Genomic DNA, 18,279 nt, shown 5'->3' on the forward strand with positions numbered 1-18,279 from the left:
CAGTGAGAACCGGCCCGCCGGGGCACGCCGGCGACGGGCCGCCGGGCGGCCGTCCGACGGCGACACATCCTTGACCCCCTCCGCGGGACCTTCCTAGCCTGAAGTCCCTCGTCAGACCCTGTTCTCTCGCGGACGGCCGGACCCGGGGCGCCGGGAGCACCGGGTGCCCGGCCCTCCGCGCGGCCGGTGGGGCACCGGCACCGGCACGCCCCCGCGGGCGGCCCCGCTCCGCTCCCGGGACGTCCGAGCGAAAGACCTGGTGCCCCGTGCTCTCCTCCCCACCCGTGCCCGCCCGTGCCCGCCGCGGGACCCGAAGGGCGGCGGCCGCGCTGGCCGTGGCCGCGCTGCTCGCGGCCGGCCCCGCCGTCGCCGCCCCCGTCCCCGCCGTGCCCGCCCAGGAGCAGGTCCCGCCGGGCCTGGAGCCCTACTACGGCCAGGAGCTCGCCTGGACGGCGTGCGGCGCCGCCGCGGAGTGCGCCCGGCTGGCCGTTCCCCTCGACCACGACCTCCCGGCCGCCGGACGGATCGAGCTGGCCGTCACGCGCGTGCCGGCCACGGACGCCACGGCCGAGCAGGGCGCCCTCGTCGTGAACTTCGGCGGGCCCGGCGGTCCGGCGGCCGGCCGGGTCGAGCAGTGGGCGACCGAGCTCCCGCCCCAGGTGCGCGCCGGCTACGACGTGGTGGGCGTCGACCCCCGCGGCGTGGGGGCCTCCACCCCCGTGGAGTGCATCGACGACGCCGCGTGGGACGCCCAGCGCGCTGAGACGATCGACCGGGACACCCCGGAGGGGCTCGCGCAGGCCCGCGCCGCGGCCGAGCAGTTCGCCGCCGCGTGCGCGGCGGCCACGGGGCCGCTGCTCGGCGAGGTCGACACCGCGAGCGCCGCCAGGGACATGGACATCCTGCGGACCGTCCTGGGGCAGGCGGAGCTCGACTACCTCGGCTACTCCTACGGCACCTTCCTCGGCGCGGTCTACGCCGACCTGTTCCCCGAGCGCACCGGGCGGTTCGTCCTCGACGCCGCCATGGACCCGACCATCGACCAGGAGCGGTGGACCCTGGACCAGGCGGTCGGCTTCGAGCGCTCCCTGCGGGTGTTCGTGGAGTCCTGCCTTCCGCAGGACGGGTGCCCCTTCGAGGGCACGGCCGAGGAGGGGCTGGCCGAGATCGAGGGCCTGCTGCGGCAGGCGGAGGCCCAGCCGCTGCCGACCCTGGACGGCCGCCCCCTCACGGTGGACGACGCCAGGAGCGCGGTGATCCTGCCCATGTACAACCAGACGATCTGGTGGTTCCTCGTCCAGGCGCTCAAGCTCGCCCTCGACCACGGCGACGGCACCGGGCTGATGGTCCTGGCGGACCTCTCCTACGGCCGGCAGCCCGACGGCACCTACGCGGACAACAGCAGCGAGGCCTTCCGGGCCGTCACCTGCCTCGACTTCCCGGCCGATGCCGACCCGGCGGCCATGGCGGCGATGGACGCCCAGCTGCAGGAAGCGGCGCCGACGCTGGGGGACTGGTTCAGCCACGGCGCGGTCGAGTGCGAGCCCTGGCCGTACGAGACCGTGCGCGAGCCCGCGCCCATCGCCGCCGCGGGGGCCGGGCCGATCCTCGTCGTCGGGGGCACGGGGGACCCCGCCACCCCGTACGCGTGGTCGCAGGCCCTGGCCGCCCAGCTCGAGGGCGGGCACCTGCTGACCCGCGTGGGCGAGGGCCACGGCTCCTACCTCAAGGGAAACCGGTGCATCGACGAGACGGTGACCGCCCACCTGCTCGAGGGGGTGCTGCCCGCGCAGGAGCGGATCTGCTGACCGGAGCCGGCGCGCCGGACCGGCCACCGAGGGGAAGGACCGGCCCCGGGCCCCGCTGCGGGACCCGGGGCCGCTCCGCTCCCGAGCCGCGTCCGGGCGGGCGTCACGCAGCTTCACGGCACCGTGCCGGCCCGTGCCCTCGCCTAGGGTGGCGGCGTGGACCACGGCCGCCGTGGCCGCCCTCCGCACCCCGTCCGCCCCTGCCCGAAGGCGACCCATGACTGCCGCTCCCGCCCCGCCCGTCCGCCCCGCCCGCACCGGTGGCCGGCTGCGGCGGACCCTGAGCGCGTCCGCCGTGGTGGCGTTCGTGGTCACCGGGATCCTGACCCTGTTCGGCGGGGCGACCAGCGCGGTGCGCGCCGCCGCGGGCGAGGCCGACCTGTGGCTGCCCGCCGCCCCCGCCGACGCGCCCCCGGTGGCCCGCCTGAGCCCGCGGCTGAGCTCGGACGGCTACAGCCTCGTCCACGTGGGGGTCAGCGGGGTCAGCCCGGAGAGCCTCGCGGTCCACACGGCCGTGCTGCTGACCGGCTACGTCCTGATCGCCGGGGTCGCCTTCTTCCTGGCCTACCTGTCCTGGCGGTTCTGGACCGCCCGGCCCCTGGCCCGCGGCGTCGTCGTCGGCTTGGGGATCTGCTCGGGGGCGCTGATGGTCTTCTCCGCGGCGGCGCCGCTGCTGTTCACGCTCGCCCACCGGCAGATCTTCGCGGAGCTGGCCGTGGACCTCGCCGCGGCGCCCTTCAGCGCGGTCGACACCTTCGGCCTCGACGACGCCGTGCTGTTCTTCGCCGGGCTGTCCCTGGGCCTGCTGGCCCTGGCCCTGGCCGCCGTCCGCTCCCTGGCGGACGGCGGGGACGGGCCCGACCGTCCGTAGCCCCGAACCGCCGCGGCCGCAGATGAGGCGGCCGGTACGGAAGAGGTCCTCCGTACCGGCCCAGCCGCCGGGATAGCGGGAAGCTCCGGCGACTCCCGCCCATCCTACGGACAGGGCGTGTCCCGGATCACCCCTTCCGCCCCGGGTGCGGGGCGGGGCCGCCGCCCGCCCCGCGGCGGGACGCGGCGGGCTCGTCCGGCGCGTCCGTGCGTGACGACCCGTGACGGCGGCGCAGCCCGGGCGGGGCGGGCAGCTGCCCCGCCAGGGCCGCCAGCACGGCCAGCCCGAACCCGGCCGCCTGGAGCGGGGTGAGGGCCTCGCCCAGCACGGCCCACCCCAGCACCGCGGCCGTGACGGGGGTCAGCGGCATCAGCAGCGTCAGGCTCGTGGACGGCAGCCGCCGGCCCGCGTGGAACCACGCCGCGTAGGCGATCGCACCGCCGGGCACGGCCAGCCAGGCGTACCCCGCCGCCGCCGGCAGGTCCAGGACGAAGGGGCCGGTGTCCACGAGCGGGACCAGCGGCAGGATCATCAGCCCGCCCAGGGTCAGCTGCCACCCGGTGGCCGCGATCCCGCCCAGCCCCTCGGGCAGGCCCCACCGGCGGGTCAGGACCACCCCGGCGGCCATCACGGCGGTGCCCGCCACGGCGGCCGCCAGCCCGAGGGGGTCCAGCACCACCGGGCCCCCGAGCACGGCCACGGCCACACCCGCCACCGCCGCCGCCGCCCACAGCAGACGGGGCAGGGGCGTGCGCTGCCGGAACGCCGTCCACAGCAGGGCCGCGGCCACGAGCGGCTGGGCGGAGCCGACGACGGCGGCGAGCCCGCCCGGCAGCCGGTAGGCGCCCAGGAACAGCAGCGGGAAGAACGCCCCGAAGTTCAGCAGCGCCAGCACCGCCAGCCGGCCCCACCACGCGGCCGGCGGGAGCTGCCGGGTCAGCGCGAGCAGCAGCAGCCCGGCCGGCAGGGCCCGCAGCAGGGAAGCCGTCATCGGCCGGTCCGGGGGCAGCAGCTCCGTGGTGACCACGTAGGTGGTGCCCCACACCACCGGGGCCAGCGCCCCCAGGAGGACCAGTCGTGCCCGGCCCGTGGTGCCCGCGTCCATGCGCGCCTCCTTCCCGGCGGCCGGCCGGACGGCGTGCGCCCCCGGGCCGGTGTGCCCACCGGGGAACCAGGATAGATTGACCGCCATGGACACCGGCCGAGTCCCCGCCGTCCGCCGGGCGGTCACGACCGCCGCGGCCGCCGCCCTGCTGCTCGCGGGCTGCGCGGCGGGACCGGCCCCGGGCGGCGCGCCGTCGTCGGTGCCCGGGGAGACCCCCTGGGCGGGACCGGCGCCCGCGCTGGAGGTCGAGGCGGTGGTCGAGGACCTCGAGCTCGCCTGGGACGTGGCGCCGCTGCCGGGCGGCGGCGTGCTGGTCACCGAGCGCGGCGGGCGGCTGCTGGTCCACGACGACCGCGGCACCCGGGAGGTCGCCGCCGACCTCGGCGACCTGTTCGTCGGCAGCGAGGCCGGGCTGATGGGCCTCGCCCTCGCCCCGGACTTCGAGCGCTCCCGCGAGCTGTTCCTCTGCCACGCCGCGCAGGAGGACGGCCGGCCCCGGGACGTCCGCGTCACCCGCTGGCGGCTGGCCGGGGACGCCTCCGCCGCCGAGCGCACCGGCACGGTCGTGGACGGGATCCCGCTGAGCTCCGGGCGGCACAGCGGGTGCCGGCTGCTCGTGGCCCCCGACGGCACGCTCGTGGTCGGCACCGGCGACGCCGCGCAGGCGGGCAACCCGCAGGACCCGGACTCGCTCGGCGGCAAGACCCTGCGGGTGGCCCTCGACGGCTCCGTGCCCGCGGACAACCCCTTCGCCGACCGCGCCGGGGACGCCGCCCTCGTGCACACCCTGGGCCACCGCAACGTGCAGGGGCTCGCGGTCCAGCCGGGCACGGGCACGCTGTGGTCGGCCGAGCACGGCCCGGACGCCGACGACGAGGTCAACGTCCTCGTCCCCGGCGGCAACTACGGCTGGGACCCCGGCCCGGGCTACGACGAGTCGGTGCCGATGACCGACCGGCAGGCGTTCCCGGACGCGATCGGGACGGCCTGGTCCTCCGGGCGGCCCACCCGCGCCACGAGCGGCGCCGTGTTCCTCGAGGGCGAGCAGTGGGGGCCCTGGGACGGGGCGCTCGCGGTCGCCGAGCTGAAGAACACCGGCGTGGCCGTCCACCGGGTCGACGGACGGGAGATCACGGGCACCGCCCGGATGGCCGAGCTCGAGGACACGTGGGGCCGGCTGCGCTCCCTGGCCCTCGACGCCGACGGCGCCCTGTGGGTCACGACCTCGAACGGCGAGGGCGACGCGGTCCTGCGGGTCGCGCCCCGGAGCGCCGGCTGAGCAGCCGGCCCCACCACCAGGCCCCGGCCGCCGCCGACAGCCACAGGACCACGACGACGGCTCCGCCCGGGCCGTCCAGGAGCCGGCCCTCCGTCCCGGCCGGCGGCAGGTAGGTGGTGCCCTCGTTCTCGTGGAGCACCGCGGCCACGTGGGTGCTCACGTGGGCGAGGACCGCCCCGACCGGGTTGGCGGTCACGAGCGCGGGGACCGAGAACTGCACCGCGCCGGCCAGCGGCAGCAGCAGCGCGGGGCCCTGGTACTGGGGGTAGCCCAGGTGGTAGGCGCCGACCACGACCACGGCCAGCAGCAGCGTGAGCCCCGCGAAGGCGAGGTGCCGGCCGGCCCCCGCCGTCCGCCCCCGCAGCAGCAGCAGCGCCACGAGGGCGGGGAAGACGTAGAGGACGGCGGCGTCCACGGTGCCGTAGACGAGCCCGCGCCACAGGACGTCGACCACGAGCTCGAGCCCGCCGGGGCGGGGCGTGGGCGGGTTCCGCAGCACGTTGAGCACCGCCACCACGGACACGAGCGCGCCGACGGCGAGACTCCACCCCGCGCGCCGCCGCAGCCACCGGCCCCAGGGCGCGCCGGTGCGGGCCAGGAAGGCGGCGAGGAAGGCCAGGAGCACGGTGAACTGGAGCAGGTGGTAGAGGTCCCGGTCGAGGGCCAGCAGGTCGGTGCCCGCCCAGGGGGCCAGGAACACCAGGACGGTGCCGGCGGCGAACCACCCCAGGGCCGCCGTCCGGGAGGCCTGCCCGTCCGGCAACTGCTGCGCGTCGCTCATGGGGTCCCCCGCTTCCTCGGACCGTCCGCCTCGGTGGCGTCAGGGTAGGACGGGGACGGGGGGCGTGCCAGGGGGCGCGGGGAACCGGTCGCCGGATGACGGGGGCCGGAGGGGGCGGGACGCACCGCGGGCCGGGGCCGCCCCGGTGCGGGGAGGCCCCGGCCCGCGGTGCCGGCGCCGCTCAGGCGGCCCGGTAGGTGAGGCAGTCGGCCTCGTCCGCGCCGGCGCCGATCTTGACGTCGTGGGCGGTGCACATCAGGTGCTCGTTGTGCGTGCACTCCGAGCGCTGGCACGCGCCGACCTCGGCGTGGAGCGTGGGCAGCCCGCCGCCCTTGCCCAGCGGGATGAAGGTGCCGCAGTGGGCGTGGCCCGACGAGCCGGCGACGGTGATGGCGTGGGCGGTGCACTCGTGGTCGTGGTTGTAGGAGCACTGGCCGACGCTGCAGTCGGAGACGGGCGCGAACTCGGTGGTGGCCATGACGGTTCCTCCTGGTGGTGACCCGGGGCCGGACGGGGTGCCGGCCCCTGCATGTCTTCCAGGATGCGCCTGATCGGCGCCGGGGAACAGCGAATTCTTCCGTGCCCGAAAGCCCGGCTCCCCGGGTCTCAGGACTCGGCCTGGCCCCGGCGCCAGTAGCCCATGAAGGAGACGTGCTCCTTGGGGATCCCGGCGGCGTCCACGCACAGGCGCCGCAGCGCCCGGACCGTCCCGGACTCCCCGGCGAGGAAGACGTACGGGGCGTCCTCGCGCACGGGGGCGGCCACCGACCACGCCCGCGGCTCGGCCGGGTCCTCGGCCAGGGCCAGCGCCCGGGTGCGCTCGGGGCGGCGCCCGGCGAGGACCTCGCTCACGGACCGGCCGGGCAGCCCGAGCAGGTCGGCCAGCCGGCCGGCGGCCCGGTGCCCGTGCCCGGCGGGCCCGTCCGCCCCGCCGGAGCGGGGCAGCACGTGCAGCCGCACGTCGGGCAGCTCGGCGGGCAGGCGGTGGGCCCGGGCGTCCTCGGGGTGCGGGACCTCGAGCACCACGTCGAGGCGCGGCCGGGCCCCCCCGGCGCGCTGCCCGCCGACCTCCTCGGCGAACTCCTCCGCGACCGACATCAGCGCCGGCGCCGCCGTCTCGTCGCCCACGGCCAGCACCCGCCGGGCCCCGCCGTGGTCCCAGGCCGCCCAGGGGCGCTCCTGCGGGCCCGGGCCCAGCAGGTAGACGCGCTCCCCGCCCGTGACGGCGGCGGCCCACCGGCTGCCCGGGCCCTCCTGGCCGTGGCCCTCGTGGACGACCACGTCGATCACCAGCTCGGGGACGACCATCCCGCAGAACGTGGTGCGCCGCACCCCGCGCACCGTGTAGGTGCGCATCCAGCCGCGCTCCTCGGCGGGCCGGGCGAACCAGCCCTCCCGCAGGCCCAGCGAGAGGTCGGCGCGCTGCGGCTCCCGCCCGGGCGGGGGCACGAGCAGCTTGATGTAGGCGTCCCGGCACCGGGTCCGCTCGCCCGCGCCCAGCAGGGCCGGGGACAGGCGGGCGAGCTCCGGGCCGGCCAGGCCGATCCGGCGGAACGAGGGGCACAGCTGCTCCACGGAGGTCACCACCGCCTCGACGCACAGCACGGGCTCGGCGGCGGGGGCCTCGGGGGTCTCCAGGACGGTCACGGTCGGCTCCTCAGGCTCGGACGGACAGGACGGGGGCGGTGGCCGCGGCGGGGGAGGACCCCTCGCGGGCGCGGCCGCGGGGCAGGACGACCGGGCGCCCGCCCACGGGGTCGGCGGCGACGTCGGCCTCCAGGCCGAAGACCTCCGCCAGCAGCTCGGGGGTGAGCACCTCGGCGGGCGAGCCCACGGCCACGATGCGCCCGGCGGCCATGGCCACCAGGCGGTCGGCCACGCGGGCGGCCAGGTTCAGCTCGTGCAGGACGGCCACGACGGTCGCCCGGCCGGTCCCGCCGGGCCGCTGCAGCCCGCTCAGCATGTCCAGCAGGTCGACCTGGTGGGCGAGGTCGAGGTAGGAGGTCGGCTCGTCGAGCAGCATGGTGCGGGCCTGCTGGGCCAGGGTCAGCGCGATCCACACCCGCTGCCGCTGCCCGCCGGAGAGCTCCTCGACCGGCCGGTGGGCCAGGGCGGTGAGCTCGGTGAGCGCCATGGCCCGGTCCACGGCCGCGTCGTCGTCGGGGGAGGGGGCGCCCCACCACCGCCGGTGGGGGTGGCGGCCGCGCTCGACGAGCTCGGCGACGGTCAGCCCCTCCGGGACCACCGGCGCCTGGGGGAGCAGGCTCACGGAGCGGGCGTACTCGCGGGCCGGCCACGAGCGCAGCTCCCGGCCGTCGGCCTCGAGGGTCCCCGCGGTGGGGCGCAGCTGGCGGGAGAGGCCCTTGAGCAGGGTCGTCTTGCCGCACCCGTTGGCGCCGATCAGCACGGTCGTGCACCCGTGCGGGACCTCGAGGTCGACCTCCCGCACCACGGCGCGGTCGCCGTAGCCGAGGCTCAGTCCCCGCGCCCGGAAGGCCGGGACCCCGGCCTGCGGGTCCTCGACGGCCCGCAGCTCCGCCCGGGCGTGCGTCCGGTTCCGTCTCATCCCACGTTCCCCTTCCGCTGCTTCACGAGCAGCCACAGCATCACGGGCGCGCCGATCGCGCCCGTGACCACACCGGCGGGCAGGTCGGTGCGGGCGAGCAGGTCCGCCCCCAGCCCGTCGGCGGCCACCACGACCACGGCGCCCACGAGCGCGCACGCGAGGATCGAGGTCCGCCCCCGGGTGAGGGCGGTCGCGATCGGGGTGGAGACCAGCGCCACGAAGGCCAGCGGCCCCGTGGCCGCGGTCGCCGCGGCGGCCAGCAGCACGCCGGTGACCAGGGCGAGCCCGCGCGCGGACGCGGGGCGCGCGCCCAGCCCCGCGGCCAGCTCGGGGCCCAGCTCGGCCGGCTCCAGCGCCCGGTGGGCGGCGAGGGCCACGGGCACGAGCAGCAGCAGGCAGGCCCCCAGGACTCCGATCCGCTCCCACGTGGCCGCGTTGAGCGACCCGGCCGTCCACACCGCGGCGTCCTGGGCGGAGTTCAGGGACAGGCGCACGAGCAGCGCGGCCGTGAGGGCCTGGCACAGGGCGGCCACCCCGATGCCCGCGAGCAGGAAGCGCTCGCCGACGATCCCGGCCCCGCCCCGGACCCGCACCGAGGCGGCGCCGATCAGGGCCGCGGCCAGCAGGGCCCCCGCCAGGGCGGTCCACGACACGGCGGCCCCGCGCAGCCCCCACAGGGCGGTGCCGGCCACCGCGCCCGTGGCGGCCCCGTAGGTGATGCCCAGCACGTCCGGGCTGGCCAGCGGATTGCGCAGCACGCGGCGGAACAGCGCCCCGGAGCAGCCCAGGGCGGCCCCGGCGAGGGCGCCCAGCACGGCGCGGGGCAGCTTCTCCTGGAGCACGATGAAGCTCGCCCCCGGGATCCGGGCCCCGCCCAGGATCGCCACGAAGTCGGGGACGGTCACGGTGTAGCGGCCCAGCAGCACGCGCACGGCCAGCACGGCCAGCAGCGCGAGGGCGAGCAGGGCCACGGCCCGGCGGGTGCGCCGGGCCCGGGCGCGGCGCAGCACGGCCACCCCCTGCGGGGTGGCCGGTGGCGCGGGGACGCGGTCCAGGACGGTGCTCACAGGCTCGTGCTCCGTCCCCGGCGCAGCAGCACCAGCAGCACGGGCACCCCGAGCACCACGGTGGTCACGCCCACGTGGATCTCCTGCGGCGGGGCGACCACGCGGCCGACGACGTCGGCCAGCAGCAGCAGGACGGGGCCGAGGACCGCGCTGAAGGCGACGATCCACCGGTAGTCCCCGCCGAGCAGCCGGCGCACCGCGTGGGGGACCATGAGCCCCACGAAGGCGATCGGCCCCGCCAGGGCGGTCGCCGCCCCGGAGAGCAGCACGACCCCCGTGAACACGAGGGTGCGCTGCAGGCCCAGGCGCACGCCGAGGCCGTGGGCGAGCTCCTCGCCCAGGGCCATGGCGTTGAGCCCGGAGGAGCCGGCGAGCACCAGGAGCAGCCCGGCCGCCACGAGGGGGGCGGCGCCGGCGAGGTCGGTGGTCTCGGCCCGGGCCACCGAGCCGATGCTCCAGAAGCGGAAGCGGTCCAGGACCGCGGGCAGGGCGAGCACCGCGGACGTGGTCAGCGCGGTGAACCCGGCGCTGACCGCGGCCCCGGACAGGACGAGCCCGGCCGGGGTCGGGGCCGAGCCGCCGATCCGGGAGACCCCGAAGACGAGCACCGCCGCCACGGTCGAGCCCAGCAGCGCGGACAGCGTCAGCTGCCACGTGGCCGTGGCCCCGAGGGCGCCGATGGCCAGGACCACCCCGGCCGCCGCGCCCGCGGTGAGCCCCAGCAGGCCCGGGTCGCCCAGCGGGTTGCGGCTGACCCCCTGCATCCCGGCCCCGGCCACGGCCAGCGCCGCCCCGGCCAGCAGGGCGGTGAGGGTGCGGGGGATCCGGCTGTGCACCACCGCGGCGTCGATGCCGGCGCCGGCGGGCACCTGCGCCCCGCCGTCGAGCAGGGCTCCCGGCAGGGCCGCGAGCACGGAGGCGACCGTGGCCGGGTCCACCGCCCGGGCGCCCCAGAACAGGGAGGCCGTGCAGGAGGCCAGGAGCAGCGCCGCGGCGGCGAGCAGGGCGGCACCCCGGTGCCGGCGGGCGGCACCGGGGGCCCGGGGGCTCCCTGCGGGGGGCGCGGTGGCGGTCGCGGTCACCGGGGGAGCGGGCTCACTCGCCGCCGGCCGTGCGGGCGGCCTCGGCGATGTCGGGGACCACGTTCTCGAGCGCCCACGGGATGCTCAGCGGCGAGGCGGCCGAGACGGAGAGCACCTCCTGCTCGTCGGTCTGCAGCACGAGGGCGTCGTCCGCCACCGCCGGGATGCTGCTCAGCAGCGGGTCGGACTCGATGTCCTCGCGCACGTCCTCGCCGGCCGCCCAGCTGACGAAGACGTCGGAGACGAGGTCGTCGGCGTTCTCGGGGGACCAGGTCACGTAGAACTCGTCCTCCTTGCCCTCGGCCGCCCCGGTGACGGCCTCGGCCTGGGCCATGCCCAGGGAGGTGAGCAGCTTCGGGCGGTTGTCGACCTCGGTGTAGGCGATGATCGGGTCGGCCGCGGAGGGGTCCAGCGTGCCGTAGACGAAGGAGGTGCCCTCGAGCTCGGGGTACTGCTCGGCGGTCTCGGCGATCTGCTGCTCGACGTCCTCGACGACCTCCCGGGCCCGCTCCTCGCGGCCCAGGGCCTGGCCGATGAGCTCGGTGGAGTCCTGCCAGGAGGTGCCGTAGGCGACCGCGTCCTCGGGGTAGGCGACCACGGGGGCGATCTCGGAGAGCTTGTCGTAGTCCTCCCGGGTCAGCCCGGAGTACGCGCCGAGGATGACGTCGGGGTCGAGGGCGGCGATGGCCTCGAAATTGATCCCGTCCGTCTCGGAGTAGGTCCGGGGGGCCTCGGCCCCGGACTCCTCGAGCGCGGCGTCGAACCAGTCGGTGGACCCGGCCTCGTTGGCGCCGAAGTCGGTGGTCGGCACGCCGACGGGCACCACGCCGAGGGCGGTCGCGACGTCGTGGTTGACCCAGGACACCGTGGCCACCCGCTCGGGGGCCTGCTCGATCGTGGTCTCCCCGTAGACGTGCTCGACGGTGCGGGGGAACTCCCCGGTCGCGCCCTCGGCGGCGGAGCCGGAGCCGCCGGCGCTCCCGCTGCCGGCGGGGCCGGTCGAGCAGCCGGCGAGCAGGAGGGCGCCGGCGGTGAGGAGCACGGCGGGGACGGCGCGCGGCGAGCGCCGGGCGCGGAGGGGGGAAGAGGCCACGGGGCACCCTTTCGGACGGGGACGGCGGGGCCGTCGGCAACGGATCGTGCTGCGGCGGCGCACCGTCCCGGGGACCCGGGCGAAGGTTTGCCTTACCGAAGCGTCGCCCTCACCCTAGGGTGTGAGCGGAAGAATACGCAACACGACCATGATGTAATCGACGCCGAAGTGTGATTAGGTGAGCCTCGCCTCAGTCCGGGCACCTTCCCGACCCCCCTGCGAGGAGCTCATGCACGACTTCCTGCTCAGCCGGAGCACCCCCGGCCAGTACGCCCGCGCCCTGCACTCGACCGTCGACACGGTGGCCGTCCACCTCGCCGGCACCCGCGCCCCGCGCTCCGACGCCGGCCCCGCCGAGCTCGAGCAGCTCGTGGCGGCCGTGGACCTCGACCGCCCGCTCGGGGACCTCGAGGCGGTGCTCGAGGAGACCCGCGCGCTCTACCTCGACCACGCCGTGCACTTCCACGACCCCGGCTACATGGCCCACCTCAACTGCCCGGTCGCGATCCCCGCGGTGGCCGCCGAGGCCTTCACCGCCGCCACCAACACCGCCGTGGAGAGCTGGGACCAGAGCACGGTCGCGACCCTCGTGGAGCAGCGGCTCGTGGACTGGACCGCCGACCGGATCGGCTTCCCCGCCGCGGACGGGCCCGACGGGGTGTTCACCTCCGGCGGCACCCAGTCCAACCTCCAGGCCCTGTTCACCGCCCGCGAGGAGCGCCTGTCCCGCCCGCACCCGCGGGCCCGCCAGGACCGGCTGGGCCGGCTGCGGGTGCTGGCCGGGGAGCACGCGCACTTCAGCGTCGCCCGCGCCGCCCACCTGCTGGGCCTGCCCCGCGACGCCGTCGTGGCCCTGCCCGCCCGCCGGGACGGGTGCCTGGACCCCGTGGCCCTCGAGCGGGCCCTGCACGGGGCCGCCGCCGCCGGGGACGAGGTCATGGCGGTCGTGGCCACCGCCGGCAGCACCGACCTCGGGCTGATCGACCCGCTGCCCGCGGTCGCCGACGCCTGCCGGGCCCACGGCGCGTGGCTGCACGTGGACGCCGCCTACGGCGGCGGGCTGCTGGTCTCCCCGTCCCACCGGGGCCTGCTCGACGGGATCGAGCGGGCCGACTCCGTGACCGTGGACTTCCACAAGTCCTGGTTCCAGCCCGTGGCCGCCTCCGCGCTGCTGCTGCGCGAGGGCCGCCACCTGGGGCTGTCCACGTGGAGCGCGGAGTACCTCAACCCCCGCCACGCCGTGCGGCCCAACCTCGTGGACAAGTCCCTGCAGACCACCCGCCGCTTCGACGCCCTGAAGCTGTGGATGACCCTGCGCACCGTCGGCGCCGAGGCCCTCGGCCGGAGCCTGGACCGGGCCGTGGACCTCGCCCGGGAGGCCGCCGCCGCGGTCGCCGCCGCCCCGGACATGGAGCTGCTGGGTGAACCGGCGCTGTCCACCGTCCTCTTCCGCCACCGGCCCCCCGGCACCGGCGAGGCCGAGGCCGACCGGCTCGTGGAGACCGTGCGCACCGCCCTGTTCGACACCGGCCGGGCCGTGGTCGCCTCGACCGTGGTCGGCGGGCGCCGCTGGCTCAAGCTCACCCTGCTCAACCCGCGCACCGACCTCGCCGACGTCGAGCACGTGCTCGGGCTGGTCCGCGAGGCCGCCCGCGAGGCCGCCCGGGAGGCCGCCCGCGAGCAGGCGCCCCTGAGCACGGCGGGGGCCCGCTGATGGGCACGGCCACCGGGCGCGTCCACGACCTGCTGGGCATCGGCATCGGGCCGTTCAACCTGGGCCTGGCCTGCCTCGCCGAGCCGCTCGCGGACCTCGACGCCGTCTTCCTCGACGCCCGGGAGGGCTTCGACTGGCACCCCGGGCTGATGCTCGAGGACGCCACGATCCAGGTCCCCTTCCTCGCCGACCTCGTCAGCCTGGCCGACCCCACCTCCCCCTACTCCTTCCTCAACCACCTCAAGCAGGCCGGGCGGCTCTACCCCTTCTACATCCGCGAGGACTTCAACCCCCTGCGCGCCGAGTACAGCACCTACTGCCGGTGGGCGAGCGAGCAGCTGGGGAGCCTGCACTGGGGACGGGAGGTCGTCGCCGTCGAGCGCGATCCCGCCGGGGACCACTACACGGTCACGGCCCGGACCCGCACGGGCACCGAGCGGTGGCGCACCCGCCGGCTCGTGCTCGGGGTGGGCACCGTCCCCTCCCTGCCCGCGTGCGTGGACCCGGGGCTCGAGCCGGTGCTGCACACCGGCGAGTACCTGCACCGGCGCGAGGAGCTGCTCGCGCAGGAGTCCGTCACCGTGCTCGGCAGCGGCCAGTCCGCCGCGGAGGTCTACCGCGACCTGCTCGAGCGGGCCGGGGCGGGCGGGCCGCGGGTCGACTGGATCACCCGCTCCCCGCGCTTCTTCCCCATGGAGTACACGAAGCTGACCCTCGAGCTGACCTCCCCCGAGTACGTCGACCACTTCCACGGCCTCGACCCCGACCGCCGCGACCGGCTCAACCGGGAGCACACGAGCCTGTACAAGGGCATCAGCGCGGAGCTCGTCGACGGGATCCACGAGCTGCTCTACCGCCGCTCGGTGCACGGCCACCCCGCCGGGCTGCTCACCACGTCCACGACCCTCACCGGCGCCGCCCGCGACGACGACGGGCTCGTCCTCGAGCTGCACGACGACGAGCTGGGCCGGTCCTGGCGCCACCGCACCGGGGCGCTCGTGCTCGGCACCGGCTACCGGGCCGAGGTGCCCGCCTTCCTCGACCCGGTCCGCGACGAGATCGCCTGGGACGCCGCCGGCCGCTACGACGTCTCCCGCGACTACGCGATCGACCGGGACCGCCGCCGCATCTGGGTGCAGAACGCCGAGGTGCACACCCACGGGCTGACCGCCCCCGACCTCGGCATGGGCGCCTACCGCAACAGCGTCATCCTCCGGGCCGTCACCGGCCGGGAGGTCTACCCCGTCGAGACCGCCATCGCCTTCCAGACCTTCGGCATCCCCCAGGAGACCGCATGACCACCACCGCCCCCGACACCACCGCCCGGCCGGCCCCGGCCGGAGGCGGGACCGCCGCCCCGGTCCGCCTCGCGACCCCCGGCGGGATCCTCACCCTCGCCCCGGCCGTGCCCGACGCCCCCACCGTCGAGCTCCTCCACGCCTGGCTCACCCACCCCCGCTCCGCCTGGTGGGGGATGCTCGACGCCGACGCCGACCGGGTCCGCCGCGACCTCGAGGAGCTCGCCGCGTCCCCGTACGCCGGGGCCCGGCTCGCCCGCCTCGACGGCGTGCCGATCGGGCTCGTGGAGACCTACGACCCCGCCCGCGTGCTCCTCGCCGGCCGCTACGCGCACCGGGAGGGCGACGCCGGGATGCACCTGCTGCTCGCCCCGGCCCGCACCCCCGTGCCGGGCACGAGCGCCGCCCTGATGGCCGGGGTCCTCCGCCTGCTCCTGGACCGGGAGGGCGCCCGCCGCGTCGTCGTCGAGCCCGACGCGCGCAACGAGGCCGTCCACCGGCTCAACGCCCGCGCGGGCTTCACCGTCCACGGGCCGCTCGAGCTGCCCGGCAAGACCGCCCTGCTCGCCACCTGCACCCGCGCGCAGTTCGAGGCCTCCGAGCTCGGGCCCGCCGCCCGGCTGCTGCCCGACCCGCCCCCGGCCGGCGAGCCCGCCCACCTGGGCCGCCACCCGATGCGCGCCGCCCACCGCCACCTGTGCTGCAAGGCGCTCGCCGAGTTCGCCCACGAGCGCCTCCTGCACCCCGCACCCCTGGGCGGGGACGCCTGGGAGGTCGCCACCGCGGACGGGCGGGTGCGCTACCGCTTCCGCGCCCGCCGCACCGCCCTCGAGCACTGGGTCATCGACGAGGGCTCGCTGCGGCGCACGGTCGACGGCGCGGCCGCCGAGCCCGACGCCCAGGAGCTGGTCGCCGAGCTCGCCCCGGCCCTGGGCATCCCGCCCGCGCTGCTGGGAACCTACCTCGAGGAGATCGCGAGCACTCTCGCCTCGGCCGCCTACAAGCTCGTCCACCGCACCCGGCCCGCCCACGCCCTGGCCCGCGCCGGCTTCCAGGAGGTCGAGGCCGCCATGACCGAGGGCCACCCCGGCTTCGTGGCCAACAACGGCCGGATCGGGCTCGGGGTCACCGAGCACGACCGCTGGTCCCCCGAGGCCGCCCGTCCCGTCGAGCTCGTGTGGCTCGCCGCCCGCCGGCCCCTCAGCCGCCTGGACACGGTCGCCGGGCTCGACGAGGCGGACCTGGTCGAGGCGGAGCTCGACCCGGCGGTGCGGGCGCGGTTCCGGGCCCGGCTCGAGGGCCTCGGCCTGGACCCGGCGGACTACCGGTGGCTGCCCGTGCACCCCCACCAGTGGGAGCACCGGGTCACCGTGACCTTCGCCCCCGACCTCGCCCGCCGGGACCTCGTGCTGCTGGGCACGAGCGGCGACGCGCACCTGGCCCAGCAGTCGATCCGCACGTTCTTCAACGCGACCCGCCCCGAGCGCCACTACGTCAAGACCGCCCTGGCGGTGCAGAACATGGGCTTCCTGCGCGGGCTGTCCCCCCGGTACATGCGCGACACCCCGGCGGTCAACGACTGGGTGGCCGCGACCGTGGCCGCCGACCCGGTGCTCGCCGCGAGCCGGTTCACCGTGCTGCGGGAGGTCGCCGCGGCCGGCTACACCGGCGACGCCTACCACCGGGCCGCCGCGGCCGGTCACGGCGAGGAGGGCCCGCACACCAGGATGCTCGCGGCGCTGTGGCGGGAGAGCCCCGTGCCCCGCCTCGGCCCGGGGGAGCGGCCGGCGACCCTCGCCTCGCTGCTGCACGTGGACGCCGCCGGCGGGTCGGTCGCCGCCGAGCACGTGCGCGCCTCCGGGCTGGCCTCGGCCGCGTGGGTGCGCCGCCTGCTCGACGCCTACCTCGCCCCGGTGGCCCGGTGCCTGCTCGCCCACGATCTCGTGTTCATGCCCCACGGCGAGAACGTGGTGCTCGTGCTCGAGGGCCACGTCCCGTCCCGGGTGATCATGAAGGACATCGGCGAGGAGGTCGCGGTCGTCTCGGACCGGCCGCTGCCGGCGGGGATCGAGCGGATCCGCCACGTCGTGGACGCCCCCACCGCGGCCCTGTCCGTGCATACCGACGTCTTCGACGGCGTCCTGCGCCACCTCGCCGGGATCCTCGAGGACCAGGGGCTGCTGCCGGCCCCACGGTTCTGGGCGCAGGCCGGGGCGTGCCTGCGGGCGCTGCTGGAGCAGGACCCCGCCACGGCGCAGCGCTACCCGCTGCTGGCCCCGCGCTTCCGGCACTCCTGCCTGAACCGGCTGCAGCTGCGCAACACCCTGCAGATGGTCGACCTCGCCGACCAGGCCTCCTCCCTGCAGTACGCCGGGGAGCTCGACAACCCCGTGGCCGGGCCCGCCGGGGGCGGCCCGGACGGGGCCGGCGCGTGAGGACCCGGTGGTCCACCGGGGCCGGAAGTGGCGCCCCCGGCCCCGGTGGACCACCATGGAGGGGTGCCCGACCACCGCAGCCCGCACCCCACCGACACCTCGACCGGCGACGAGGCCCCCGAGCTGCTGGTCGGCCTCGTGGTCTCGCCGAAGGTCGCGGCCCTGCTCCCCAGGGACCTCCCCGCCGTCCTGACCGAGCTGCTGGGACGGCGCCACCCCGGCGTCGTCTGGCGGGTCCGGGCCGTCGAGGACCGGCTGGCCGTGCCGCCGGCCGACGGCCTGGACCTGCTCGAGGCCGCCCGCGACCGGATGCTCGACGAGGACTGGGACCTCGTCGTCGCCCTCACCGACGTCCCGCTCAAGGACGGGCGCACCCCGGTGCTCACCCAGCTCAGCCCCGTGCACGGGGTGGGCCTGATCGCCGTCCCGGCCCTGGGGGCGGTGCACGTGGGGCAGAAGGCCCGGGACGCGACCGTGCGCGTGGTCGGCGAGCTGCTCGGCCACGACCCCGACGACGAGCAGCAGGAGGAGCTCGTGCGCCGGGCCCGTCAGCGCGCCGAGGACCTCGGGGAGCACCCGGAGGACAACGCCGTGCAGTTCACCGCCCGCGTGCTGGGCGGCAACGTGCGGCTGCTGCTGGGGATGATCCGCGCCAATCGCCCCTGGACGCTGGTCGTGCGCCTGTCCCGCCTGCTCGCCGTCGCGGCCGCCACCGGGGTGCTCACCCTCGTGGCCTCGGACCTGTGGCTGCTGGCCGTCGAGTACGGGCCGTGGCGGCTCGGGCTGCTCACCGCGCTGGCGGTCGGGGCCGTGGCCGGGGCGCTCGTGGTCGGGGCCCGGCTGTGGGAGCGCCCCCGCCGCCGCGCCGAGCGGGAGCAGGTGGCCCTGTTCAACCTCGCGACCGCGGCGACCGTCGCGATCGGGGTGGTCGTGTTCTACCTCGCCGTCTTCGCCCTGTCCTGGCTCGGGGCGGTGCTGCTCGTGGACCGGGACGTGTTCGCCGCGGTCGTCGCCGAGCCCGTGGGCGCCGCCGAGTACGTGCGCCTGGCCTGGCTCACGGCGACCCTCGCGACGGTCGGCGGCGCCCTGGGCGCCGGGCTCGAGGACGACGACGTCGTGCGCGCGGCGGCCTACACCCGCTCCATGGAAGCCGACCCGCAGTAGACTGACGGGCCCCGGG

The 18,279-nt window shown here is 77.3% G+C and carries 15 protein-coding genes; 7 read left to right on the forward strand and 8 right to left on the reverse strand.

Features of this window, described 5'->3' with window-relative positions; all coding sequences use genetic code 11:
* Window positions 1-266 precede the first annotated feature (266 nt).
* Both AS188_RS04565 and AS188_RS16835 read left to right on the forward strand, forming a co-directional pair.
* The gene (locus AS188_RS04565; protein WP_058857858.1) at window positions 267-1,808 is read left to right on the forward strand and encodes an alpha/beta hydrolase; all 1,542 of its coding nucleotides are present in this window, start codon (window positions 267-269) and stop codon (window positions 1,806-1,808) included.
* Window positions 1,809-2,025: 217 nt separating this feature from the next.
* Window positions 2,026-2,679 (forward strand): hypothetical protein, encoded by a 654-nt coding sequence (locus AS188_RS16835; protein WP_058857859.1) that lies wholly within the window; start codon window positions 2,026-2,028, stop codon window positions 2,677-2,679.
* 127 nt (window positions 2,680-2,806) lie between these two features.
* Here AS188_RS16835 and AS188_RS04575 read toward each other — a convergent pair whose 3' ends face one another.
* Window positions 2,807-3,784, reverse strand: coding sequence for an EamA family transporter (locus tag AS188_RS04575; protein ID WP_058857860.1), 978 nt, complete (start codon window positions 3,782-3,784; stop codon window positions 2,807-2,809).
* Window positions 3,785-3,869: 85 nt separating this feature from the next.
* On the opposite strand from AS188_RS04575, the gene AS188_RS04580 reads away from it, so the two are divergent.
* Window positions 3,870-5,063 carry a PQQ-dependent sugar dehydrogenase gene (locus AS188_RS04580; RefSeq protein ID WP_058857861.1) on the forward strand — a complete coding sequence of 398 codons (1,194 nt, stop codon included), beginning with the start codon at window positions 3,870-3,872 and terminating at the stop codon, window positions 5,061-5,063.
* Here the strand turns inward: AS188_RS04580 and AS188_RS04585 are convergent.
* From AS188_RS04585 to AS188_RS04615, 7 genes are all read right to left on the reverse strand, one after another.
* On the reverse strand, window positions 5,002-5,844 hold the full coding sequence (locus tag AS188_RS04585; RefSeq protein WP_058857862.1) for a hypothetical protein: 843 nt from the start codon (window positions 5,842-5,844) through the stop codon (window positions 5,002-5,004). The genes AS188_RS04580 and AS188_RS04585 overlap by 62 nt on opposite strands.
* 181 nt (window positions 5,845-6,025) lie before the next feature.
* A complete protein-coding gene (locus AS188_RS04590; protein ID WP_058857863.1) occupies window positions 6,026-6,322 on the reverse strand; it encodes a DUF1540 domain-containing protein in 297 nt (98 codons plus the stop codon).
* Between the two features lie 128 nt (window positions 6,323-6,450).
* Window positions 6,451-7,491 (reverse strand): siderophore-interacting protein, encoded by a 1,041-nt coding sequence (locus AS188_RS04595; protein WP_058857864.1) that lies wholly within the window; start codon window positions 7,489-7,491, stop codon window positions 6,451-6,453.
* A 10-nt stretch (window positions 7,492-7,501) separates the two neighbouring features.
* Window positions 7,502-8,410: an ABC transporter ATP-binding protein gene (locus tag AS188_RS04600; protein WP_058857865.1), complete on the reverse strand. Its 909-nt coding sequence runs from the start codon at window positions 8,408-8,410 to the stop codon at window positions 7,502-7,504.
* Window positions 8,407-9,477 carry a FecCD family ABC transporter permease gene (locus AS188_RS04605; protein ID WP_058857866.1) on the reverse strand — a complete coding sequence of 357 codons (1,071 nt, stop codon included), beginning with the start codon at window positions 9,475-9,477 and terminating at the stop codon, window positions 8,407-8,409. Before AS188_RS04605 ends, AS188_RS04600 begins: the two co-directional genes overlap by 4 nt.
* Window positions 9,474-10,559, reverse strand: a complete 1,086-nt coding sequence (locus tag AS188_RS04610; protein ID WP_058857867.1) for a FecCD family ABC transporter permease — start codon at window positions 10,557-10,559, stop codon at window positions 9,474-9,476. Before AS188_RS04610 ends, AS188_RS04605 begins: the two co-directional genes overlap by 4 nt.
* 13 nt (window positions 10,560-10,572) lie before the next feature.
* Window positions 10,573-11,652, reverse strand: a complete 1,080-nt coding sequence (locus AS188_RS04615) for an iron-siderophore ABC transporter substrate-binding protein (protein WP_058857868.1) — start codon at window positions 11,650-11,652, stop codon at window positions 10,573-10,575.
* Between the two features lie 229 nt (window positions 11,653-11,881).
* Between AS188_RS04615 and AS188_RS04620 the strand changes: the two genes are divergently transcribed.
* The 4 genes from AS188_RS04620 (at window position 11,882) to AS188_RS04635 (ending at window position 18,263) form a co-directional block, all read left to right on the forward strand.
* The gene (locus AS188_RS04620; protein WP_058857869.1) at window positions 11,882-13,366 is read left to right on the forward strand and encodes a pyridoxal phosphate-dependent decarboxylase family protein; all 1,485 of its coding nucleotides are present in this window, start codon (window positions 11,882-11,884) and stop codon (window positions 13,364-13,366) included.
* A complete protein-coding gene (locus tag AS188_RS04625) occupies window positions 13,366-14,664 on the forward strand; it encodes a lysine N(6)-hydroxylase/L-ornithine N(5)-oxygenase family protein (RefSeq protein WP_058857870.1) in 1,299 nt (432 codons plus the stop codon). Before AS188_RS04620 ends, AS188_RS04625 begins: the two co-directional genes overlap by 1 nt.
* The gene (locus AS188_RS04630; RefSeq protein ID WP_058857871.1) at window positions 14,661-17,099 is read left to right on the forward strand and encodes a GNAT family N-acetyltransferase; all 2,439 of its coding nucleotides are present in this window, start codon (window positions 14,661-14,663) and stop codon (window positions 17,097-17,099) included. Before AS188_RS04625 ends, AS188_RS04630 begins: the two co-directional genes overlap by 4 nt.
* Before the next feature lie 63 nt (window positions 17,100-17,162).
* Entirely contained in the window at window positions 17,163-18,263 is a 1,101-nt protein-coding gene (locus AS188_RS04635) for a hypothetical protein (protein ID WP_058857872.1), read from the forward strand.
* Window positions 18,264-18,279: the final 16 nt, after the last annotated feature.

It is taken from the genome of Kocuria flava (assembly GCF_001482365.1).
GTDB classification, from domain to species: Bacteria; Actinomycetota; Actinomycetes; order Actinomycetales; family Micrococcaceae; genus Kocuria; species Kocuria flava.

What these genes read in the sequence shown, in the direction of transcription:
- AS188_RS04625 (WP_058857870.1), top strand. Translation starts at nt 13,366, where the DNA reads ATGGGCACGGCCACCGGGCGCGTCCACGACCTGCTGGGCATCGGCATC.
- AS188_RS16835 (WP_058857859.1), top strand. Translation starts at nt 2,026, where the DNA reads ATGACTGCCGCTCCCGCCCCGCCCGTCCGCCCCGCCCGCACCGGTGGC.
- AS188_RS04600 (WP_058857865.1), bottom strand. Translation starts at nt 8,410, where the DNA reads ATGAGACGGAACCGGACGCACGCCCGGGCGGAGCTGCGGGCCGTCGAG.
- AS188_RS04620 (WP_058857869.1), top strand. Translation starts at nt 11,882, where the DNA reads ATGCACGACTTCCTGCTCAGCCGGAGCACCCCCGGCCAGTACGCCCGC.
- AS188_RS04575 (WP_058857860.1), bottom strand. Translation starts at nt 3,784, where the DNA reads ATGGACGCGGGCACCACGGGCCGGGCACGACTGGTCCTCCTGGGGGCG.
- AS188_RS04580 (WP_058857861.1), top strand. Translation starts at nt 3,870, where the DNA reads ATGGACACCGGCCGAGTCCCCGCCGTCCGCCGGGCGGTCACGACCGCC.
- AS188_RS04630 (WP_058857871.1), top strand. Translation starts at nt 14,661, where the DNA reads ATGACCACCACCGCCCCCGACACCACCGCCCGGCCGGCCCCGGCCGGA.
- AS188_RS04585 (WP_058857862.1), bottom strand. Translation starts at nt 5,844, where the DNA reads ATGAGCGACGCGCAGCAGTTGCCGGACGGGCAGGCCTCCCGGACGGCG.
- AS188_RS04590 (WP_058857863.1), bottom strand. Translation starts at nt 6,322, where the DNA reads ATGGCCACCACCGAGTTCGCGCCCGTCTCCGACTGCAGCGTCGGCCAG.